We start from the raw sequence: 7,568 nt of genomic DNA, 5'->3' as shown, positions 1-7,568 counted from the left end.
CCGTTCGAGTTCGAGCTCGGTCTGTTTCACCAGAAAGTCGACGACCATGTCTTTGCGCGCCTGATCGAAACCGAGACCGAGACCGGCGTTCCGCACAATTTCCTGATCTACACGGCAGCGAATGCGCGGTTCACCGGCATCGACGGCCAGATAAGCTACCGGTTCACGCCGGCATCGCGCGTGACGCTGTTTGGCGACTATGTCGATGCCACGCTCAAGGGCGAAAACGACAATCTACCACGTATCCCACCCGGTCGCCTCGGCGCCCGATATGAGCATGGCACCGGACCAATCTCGGGCGATTTGGAATATTATCACACCTTCGCCCAGACCAAATTCGCATCTTACGAAACCCGCACTTCGGCATACGACATGGTCAATGCCACGCTCAGCTATCGCTTCGAGCTCGGCCAGGACAAAGCTGTCGAGCTCTATGTTCGCGGGACCAATCTTCTAAACGAGCTTGCCTTTTCGCATACCTCGTTCGTCAAGGACCAATCGCCGCTGCGCGGCAGAAGCGTCGCCTTCGGCGTACGCCATATATTCTGATCGGCAATTAAAGATGCGATTGTTTGAAACATGGCCTGACGCAGCCGGTCAAAGTTTCTGATCGTTTCGTAACGCCGAGGCCCGTTTCCTTACGAGGTCATCCAGGATCGGGTGTCACGGAGAAAAAGTGACACCCGTCTTGGTGGCCTTGAGGCCGGCCGCGGCAATTTAGCGCGTAGACTCATTACGAGGTGCACCCCGGATTTTCCTCCAAGCTTGATTAGAGTCTGGCCTGATGGAAGGACGGACGAATGAAGCGAGCAAGGTTCACAGAAAAGCAGATCATCGGCGTGCTGAAGGAGCAGGAGGCTGGCGCGAAGGGGGCTGTTCGCTATTGCAGCGAAAGCGACAAGGCTATGCAAGCAATCGCGCTTGACCGACATTTCATGGAGTCTGGTGGCGGCTTCGCGCCTATCCTCGAAAGCTATGCGCGGCAGCTGAACATATCGCTGGTCGATAAGCTGGCTTGCCGCGAGGCACTGGCCGATGACATCGCCCAAGCAACGCAGAAATCGGCGGATGCGATCAGCAGCAGCATCCATGTGACGCTGCCCGGCGCATCGCCCACCGAGATTTATCACCGCCATCGTGAAACTGGACACCCGCGTCAGCAGGGCGGTCGGCAAGCGGGCTGCATCCCCTGCCGAATATCCCCGTCCACCGGCTTCCCCCGATTGCCGGTACGCCCTTCCTTTGCCCACCATCAGGAGTATCGAACATGCGTCCCGTCGATCTGTCGCGCTCCACCGCCGGAACGCCGATCATCCAACCCTGGGAATATGTCGCCATGCGTCGTCGTGCGGCCGACATGTCGATCCATCAGGTCGCATCTGAAGCACGTCACGGAATTCCTCGAAATGCAGGAGGCCGACCCCGCCGGAAAATTCGGCGTGACCACGACCTGCGCCGCCGCCTGCACCAAAGTCTTCGTCAACGCTTTCCGCGCCTGGTTGAGCGAGCGCCCGGTGGAATGGAAGAACAAGGACGGCGAAGTCACCGTTTCCCGTCCCCGCTCCCCGGCCGCCGTGGAAGCCGCCATTGCGCAGCTGATCGCCGTCCTCAACCATGCGGCCAACGCCGACCCGCCGCGGTCGGACAAGCGCCCGACCTATCGCCCCTTACCCGCCGCCCAGGTGCAGCGTAAACGTCGCACCCGCATCGGCGCCCCGGAACTGGCGGAAATGCTCAAATATGCGGCCGATGCAGAAAAGCCGCGAGGTTCGCTGCATGCCTTCCTGATCGGCACGCTCTGCACGATCGCGCGCCCCAGCTCCGTAGTGGACATCTCGGTCCAACCGGCCCGCCAGCAATGGTGGCCCGGCTCCGCGACGATCGACCTCAACCCCGCCGGCCGCCGCCAGACGAAGAAATTCCGCCCGATGCTTCCGGTGCTGCCATTGCTCGATCGATGGCTCTGCGCCGAATACGCCGATTGGCTTGCCGTGGAAGACGGCCTGAAACCGTCGCGGGGCTGGCTGGTCAACTATTACGGCCGGGGCATTCAGGACGTCGACCGCGCCTGGGACACCATGCTGGGCGCGCTCGACTATCCCACCGGCCGCGAATGGCGCTCCTACGTCCTACGCCACAGCCTCGCCACCCTCTGCCGCAATCGCGGCGCCGAGCGCTGGGATCTGGAAGGCTTCATGGGCCACCGCGCCCCGTCGCAAACCGAAGTCTACGCTATGGGCGAATTTCCGTCGGTTCAGAAGGCTTTGCAGGGAATCATCGACGAACTCGACCAACGGGCACCCGGCACCCTGCATCGGGTTCACACCGGAACGCAAAAAGCGGTCGAAAGCGCAAAGGAGCCAAAAATGTCAGGATAATCAACAGGTTATGCTGGTGCGCTTACGATACTCGAATAGTGCCCTGATTTAGCTGATTTTTCGTCTTTCTGAAAAGTCAAGTTGACCGATACCCCCGCACTTACCCCCCGACCTTTTTGGCGGTTTCGGCGCGTGTTCGAGTCACCATTCCCAGTAAAGCCTCCGTTGATTGACACCTGAACCACAGAGAACTTGTCCAAACTGGCCGACACTGAAAGACGTAAAATGGCCGAATCCAGAACGGCGGCTTGGTGACAACCGACTCGGGAAAGCTGCCCTCAGCCTTGCGTAGGAAGCCGCCGCGCCGCAGACGACCATTTGTTGTCGTTTGCTATCAACTATGCGTAACCTGTAAGCGGACAGAGGTTGCAGTGGGATTGGGAAAGCAAAGTGGGAAAGCTGAGGCAAACGTTCGCCAACCCAACAGAATCCACCATCTTTTTGAATCTGGAACTTTCCACTTCTCGCTTCCGCCTCAATCCTGGCGAAGAGTTGATGCTGCTATATGACCCTGCTGACAGGGCTGCTGATGGAAATGGCTCCACATTGCGAATCGAACTTGTTCAAGGGACCGATTGCATCGAATTGGTGATCTATACGGCCGAGAGCGTGATGTTCTATCCAGATGGCCGGGCGGCACCGTTGGATTTCGGTCCTGCTTAACAGCCGCGCTGCGCTAACGACCATTTGTTGCCGAGCACAACGGTCATCGTGCTTCCCGATAGCGGACATGCCCAGACCCCGCTAAATCTAGGCCATGGATCAAGTGCAACTAGAGATATGTCAGCGGCATGGCACCAAATTCATGCCATCCGAAGAAACATATAAGGTAGGTATTTCTGAAAGCGCCCTGCGAGGCGAGTTGCCACTCAATGGCCTCCGTCATCCGCCGGAAAGTGGAACAACGGGCTGGTTCATTTGGTCAGGTGAATGGTCTGATGATCCTGCTTTCTTCAAACCCCTGCATCTGTATCACCTGAAAGAGAACTGCCCGGCTGCATTGCCGTTCATGGCTCTGCCGCCAGGATGGAGGTTTCTGGTCGCGGCGGACTATGAGGATGTTTGGTCCGACAATACCCTCCTCAACATCTAACGGACCGTCGCAATCCCGCCCGCGATCGTCGCTCCCGGCCTGCGAATCGTTCCGCCTCGCTCATAATCTGCTGGTCCGGTTCGGCATTGGAACGCCGCCCAGCGGCAGGCGACCAAAGGCCGACGCGTGAATTAGAATAAAGCTTGCTCGAAACCAGTCATTCGCTCAGCTTTGATCGGTTCAAGTTTTGGAGCTGCATTCGTGAACGTGGTCAATCTCGACGCCCAACATTGGCAGACGCCTGATGATTTCTACAAGGCTCTGTTAAGGAAACTCGGCGCTCCGGATTGGCATGGCCATAACATTGCAGCCCTCATCGATTCTATGATCGTCGGGGATATTAATGAGGTAGAATTGCCATTGCGCGTGGTTGTCATTGGCCTAGACCGCGCGAGCGAAACAGCCTTTGATGAACTGATTTCTGCGTTTGGCGCACTCGCTCGCTATGGGGCGGTCGCGAACATCACTTCCGATCATGCATCAATCGAAATTGCAGACGGTGTGTCTCCTTATTTAACAGGCCAACCCGATAGCTGACCTTCCGCCACCCACCCGTCAACGGCGTTTCCGGCCGGCGAATCAGTATGCGCCTTTCGATAACCCGCTGTTCCCGTTTGGGATTGGATAGCCGCCCAGCGGTAAGCGGCAGTTTTTGCCATTCAATGAACCAGACCAGTTCCCGGTTAGCGGACATTCGGCAGCTTGCTGCATAGCGGAAACAGAAACTACCTATCCTGAAACTTCCGAATGCCAATCCATATATAGAGGCCGAACATCGCTCCGCTGCCAATAAGCCAAGCCCAAGATTTCAAATCGCGTTCTGGTGCGTTCAACGAACCGAAAAAGGCGATACCGCTGAGCAAGAGTGCAATGGTGATGAAACGCCAATTGAGCAAAGCTCGCGCTTGACGTTTCGCCTCTGAAGCGGGCCTAGGTGGAGTTATCGCCGGTCGATCTTGAACCAAACGACGCGGGGCAAAGCTGGCCCAAAGTAACCAAGCCGAAATTCCCGCAACAGATGCGGCAACCATAATCGAGTCCCACCATTCCGGCAGAGACAAAGATTTCGATATGGCGGTCCAAAAGACGATAGCCAACATGACGATGCCAACGATCTTCCACATGCCACGGCGGCCAGCGACTTTACGCCAGCCTGCGGCTAACTGTTCGTATTCATCAACAGTGACAAGTTTACCGCCAGAATTTTTTGACGGATAATACAGATAGCCGCCATCTACCGGCGTAAATTGATTGTTGAACGCACCTATCGAATCGAACACAGAAGGCCCCTCGTTTTCTTCAACATGGCAAACGGAAGGCACGTTGCAAAGTTAATGGGTTAGCGCGACCACAAGGTTCGCAGCAAGCTCGTTCTATAAGCTGCCTTTCCGCTCCCCACCCGGCATCGTCGTTCGCGGCCCGCGAATCACTCCGCTCCGCCGATAACTTGCTGGTCCACTTCGGAAATGGATAGCTGCCCGGCGGCACGCGACCAGTTGTGGTCGTTCGTTTGGCCTCGCGCCGGTCGCAATAGCCGACATAGAAAATCGTGCTAGGTAGCGATCATGACACGTTTGCTCGATGCCCTATTCAGCGTTACCCATATCACGATATTCTTCATCGCGATCTGGGTTGGAATGGCCTTAATGGCAGGTGAGGCATTTGGCTTGCTTCGCCCCGACTATCGACGCCTGCTGTTCGTGATGATCCTTGCTTATTGGGCTGGGGTTGCGCTTGAACTTGGCTTTCTTGGTCGCCACAGGGCAAGGCGCTAACGACCAATGGCGATCATTAATGAATGATAAAATGATTTCAAATAGCGGACTATCGGGCCACTCCTAATCCGAGATGAAGTTGGATACCAAAAATCCTTACCGCCTGATATTCTGGATCGCAGTTGCGACGATCTTTACTTCGCTGAGTGTCGCTTTCCTTGTTGGTCAATTTGGAAGACGTACCACTGACCCATTCTTTACGGATAATCCTACGAGAAGACTCAGCGACGCTGACGTCGCCGCCATAGCGATCAAGTTTGACGACGCGAAAAGCAACAATCATGGTCGCTTGCGGCTGGGGCTTCATAACGATGTGATGGTCTTGGATGACCATATTTGCGGAGACATTTGCCCAGACTACACGGTCTCCATTGTTCACTACGACGCTGAACCGGGAGCTGCCTGCGAGCGGATCGGCGGCGTCACTGTAGATGCAGTTGTCCCAAGTGCCGCTTCGATTGGAACTCAATCATTTTGTATTCCTGCGCCGCTGGCTGCAGCAGAATGCAGGCTCCGCCTTGAAGCGTGGCGGAAGGATCGAAAGGAAGGGGCCCAAAGCTCTGCCATGCCAAATTGTTGAGTGTGGTATCCCTCAGCAGACCGTTCCCAATCCACCCGCGATCGACGCTCCCAGCCTGCGAATCGCTCCGCGCCGCCGACAAGGCAATGGTCTGGTTCGGGCTTGGAAAACGGCCCAGCGGCAGACGACCAAAGGCGGACCTAATGCTTCAATCCCAAGCTGCCATATTGCGGCCTGTCTGCTGACCAGCTTTCGTGTTTCAGGTTTTCCCTCACATTCGCGTCGAAATCAGCTACCGTGACGGATGACGTAGGCATGATTTCTATGCCTTGAGCGAAGGCCGTCTTTGCATATTTTTCGAGAGCCTGATGAAATGACCATGCAGCAAGCTGCATCCAATCATCATTTCCCAATCGCCTTTCCAATGACCAATAAATGTCATTCTGTTCGTTTTCTAGAATGGAGACCTCGGCTGGCCAAAGCTGCTTCACGCGATCAAACAATTCCTGCGGGTCAATCATTGATGGAAAGCCATCCCTAGCGATACCAAGGCTATTGTATGTCAGCTAAAATATGGATGTCCACCTGAAGCGGACTGCCGTCCACCCACCCTTGCTGTACGCTGTCGATTACCTGGCCCTCGATAACGTCCTTGCTGGTTCTGGTAAGGCTGCAATGACCGGCATGGATAGATGCACCATCACGGCTCGCATTCAGTTTGGTTTCGGCATCTCGGTATTCGCTAACGGTGATGCTGCACTTTTCGGTGATCTCTTCGTCAATGGTCGGATTTTTTAAGCACGCGCTGAGGATGAGCGTGAAGCTAAGAATGAGCATCGCTGGATTTTTCATTGTACAAGAATGCAATGCAGGGACGAGCCATACAACGTCCAGTTTCCTTTCGCGATTCCCGGAAGCCGCAAGTCTGCAACCCCATCCTTGGCAGGTATCAGGCAGGCGAAAAGTCCACTGCTGTAAGCCGCCTAGCCGCAGACGACCAATTTTTGCCATTCAGTCGACAATGTTTGTATCTCAGTTGCGGACATCCGCTGAGCCTTGCATGATGAAGCATGGACAGTCGAGATCGCAATCCTGAAAGCCATCAGCATATTATTGCTAACGTGCAAATGTACGAGACTGCAAGCGGCGGCAAAAAGGGGGCGGCATATCAGGGCTGGGGTTGCCCATGCCTGACCTCCTTGGATGAGCCTCGCGTCGGATATGATGCTTGGCCAGACATCGGTGACGAACCCTTGCTGCCCGGAACAAATCGGAGGCTCCGGTTTGTATTTTTATCTCCAAGCGAAGCGGTTCACGCAATGCTTCAGGCCGGTCGCTTTTATCTCTGGGAAGGCCGCATCATTGGCGAAGCCACGGTTGTCACCTCGTCCCTCACCGAGGATTTAGTCCGTCTGCTGGAGGAGAGTAAAATCAGGCCAGATGCGTACAACATAGGCAGCCATGACGCCTCCGAAGTGTATGTGTTGAAGCCTTGTTCAGGCGGCTGGGAGACGTTCTACAGCGAGCGTGGACACAAGAACGAACGGCGAATTTTCGAGACCGAGGCCGAAGCGTGTAGGTATTTCTACGATTGGATTTGCCAGAGTTCTACGACCCGACAGAGATAATTGACGTCCGCTTTGTTCCGCGATGTGCCTGATACCCGTCAGTCCGCTTCCCACTCGATCCATACCAAAATGGACTCATTTCCTGCGGAGTGGCACGACGGAAATCTGCCCGGCGGCAGGCGACCAGTTTTCGCCGATCACGATAGTTTTCTGGCTTCCCCATAGCGGACATAG

Annotated in this window: 11 protein-coding genes; 8 read left to right on the top strand and 3 right to left on the bottom strand. The window is 55.6% G+C overall.

Annotated features, from left to right (window positions below; translation table 11 throughout):
- The 5 genes from ACFC3J_RS21375 to ACFC3J_RS21355 all read left to right on the top strand — a co-directional run.
- Positions 1 to 549, top strand: a 549-nt coding sequence (locus tag ACFC3J_RS21375) for a TonB-dependent receptor domain-containing protein (protein ID WP_375197992.1), incomplete at its 5' end; no start/stop codon positions are given.
- A gap of 857 nt (positions 550 to 1,406) precedes the next feature.
- Positions 1,407 to 2,378 (top strand): hypothetical protein, encoded by a 972-nt coding sequence (locus tag ACFC3J_RS21370; protein WP_375197991.1) that lies wholly within the window; start codon positions 1,407 to 1,409, stop codon positions 2,376 to 2,378.
- 390 nt (positions 2,379 to 2,768) lie between these two features.
- Complete coding sequence (locus ACFC3J_RS21365) at positions 2,769 to 3,041, top strand: hypothetical protein (RefSeq protein WP_375197990.1); 273 nt, start codon at positions 2,769 to 2,771, stop codon at positions 3,039 to 3,041.
- Positions 3,042 to 3,135: 94 nt separating this feature from the next.
- Positions 3,136 to 3,471 carry a hypothetical protein gene (locus ACFC3J_RS21360; protein WP_375197989.1) on the top strand — a complete coding sequence of 112 codons (336 nt, stop codon included), beginning with the start codon at positions 3,136 to 3,138 and terminating at the stop codon, positions 3,469 to 3,471.
- A 201-nt stretch (positions 3,472 to 3,672) separates the two neighbouring features.
- On the top strand, positions 3,673 to 4,008 hold the full coding sequence (locus tag ACFC3J_RS21355; protein WP_375197988.1) for a barstar family protein: 336 nt from the start codon (positions 3,673 to 3,675) through the stop codon (positions 4,006 to 4,008).
- Positions 4,009 to 4,196: 188 nt separating this feature from the next.
- Here the strand turns inward: ACFC3J_RS21355 and ACFC3J_RS21350 are convergent, their stop codons facing one another.
- Positions 4,197 to 4,751: a hypothetical protein gene (locus ACFC3J_RS21350; RefSeq protein WP_375197987.1), complete on the bottom strand. Its 555-nt coding sequence runs from the start codon at positions 4,749 to 4,751 to the stop codon at positions 4,197 to 4,199.
- Positions 4,752 to 5,036: 285 nt separating this feature from the next.
- Between ACFC3J_RS21350 and ACFC3J_RS21345 the strand changes: the two genes are divergently transcribed.
- Together ACFC3J_RS21345 and ACFC3J_RS21340 are read left to right on the top strand one after the other, a co-directional pair.
- Positions 5,037 to 5,246 carry a hypothetical protein gene (locus tag ACFC3J_RS21345; protein WP_375197986.1) on the top strand — a complete coding sequence of 70 codons (210 nt, stop codon included), beginning with the start codon at positions 5,037 to 5,039 and terminating at the stop codon, positions 5,244 to 5,246.
- A 73-nt stretch (positions 5,247 to 5,319) separates the two neighbouring features.
- Positions 5,320 to 5,826 (top strand): hypothetical protein, encoded by a 507-nt coding sequence (locus ACFC3J_RS21340; RefSeq protein ID WP_375197985.1) that lies wholly within the window; start codon positions 5,320 to 5,322, stop codon positions 5,824 to 5,826.
- 140 nt (positions 5,827 to 5,966) lie between these two features.
- Here ACFC3J_RS21340 and ACFC3J_RS21335 read toward each other — a convergent pair whose 3' ends face one another.
- Both ACFC3J_RS21335 and ACFC3J_RS21330 read right to left on the bottom strand, forming a co-directional pair.
- Positions 5,967 to 6,287 (bottom strand): hypothetical protein, encoded by a 321-nt coding sequence (locus ACFC3J_RS21335; protein WP_375197984.1) that lies wholly within the window; start codon positions 6,285 to 6,287, stop codon positions 5,967 to 5,969.
- 31 nt (positions 6,288 to 6,318) lie between these two features.
- Positions 6,319 to 6,777, bottom strand: a complete 459-nt coding sequence (locus ACFC3J_RS21330) for a hypothetical protein (protein WP_375197983.1) — start codon at positions 6,775 to 6,777, stop codon at positions 6,319 to 6,321.
- A 59-nt stretch (positions 6,778 to 6,836) separates the two neighbouring features.
- Between ACFC3J_RS21330 and ACFC3J_RS21325 the strand changes: the two genes are divergently transcribed.
- The gene (locus ACFC3J_RS21325; RefSeq protein ID WP_375197982.1) at positions 6,837 to 7,394 is read left to right on the top strand and encodes a hypothetical protein; all 558 of its coding nucleotides are present in this window, start codon (positions 6,837 to 6,839) and stop codon (positions 7,392 to 7,394) included.
- Positions 7,395 to 7,568: the final 174 nt, after the last annotated feature.

Origin of the sequence: Sphingobium sp. (genome assembly GCF_041987595.1) — a bacterium.
Lineage (GTDB): Bacteria > Pseudomonadota > Alphaproteobacteria > Sphingomonadales > Sphingomonadaceae > Sphingobium.
This window is presented reverse-complemented; position numbering and strand designations above follow the sequence as displayed.

What these genes read in the sequence shown, in the direction of transcription:
- ACFC3J_RS21335 (WP_375197984.1), bottom strand. Translation starts at nt 6,287, where the DNA reads ATGATTGACCCGCAGGAATTGTTTGATCGCGTGAAGCAGCTTTGGCCA.
- ACFC3J_RS21340 (WP_375197985.1), top strand. Translation starts at nt 5,320, where the DNA reads ATGAAGTTGGATACCAAAAATCCTTACCGCCTGATATTCTGGATCGCA.
- ACFC3J_RS21325 (WP_375197982.1), top strand. Translation starts at nt 6,837, where the DNA reads ATGGACAGTCGAGATCGCAATCCTGAAAGCCATCAGCATATTATTGCT.
- ACFC3J_RS21360 (WP_375197989.1), top strand. Translation starts at nt 3,136, where the DNA reads ATGGATCAAGTGCAACTAGAGATATGTCAGCGGCATGGCACCAAATTC.
- ACFC3J_RS21345 (WP_375197986.1), top strand. Translation starts at nt 5,037, where the DNA reads ATGACACGTTTGCTCGATGCCCTATTCAGCGTTACCCATATCACGATA.
- ACFC3J_RS21330 (WP_375197983.1), bottom strand. Translation starts at nt 6,777, where the DNA reads ATGGCAAAAATTGGTCGTCTGCGGCTAGGCGGCTTACAGCAGTGGACT.
- ACFC3J_RS21370 (WP_375197991.1), top strand. Translation starts at nt 1,407, where the DNA reads ATGCAGGAGGCCGACCCCGCCGGAAAATTCGGCGTGACCACGACCTGC.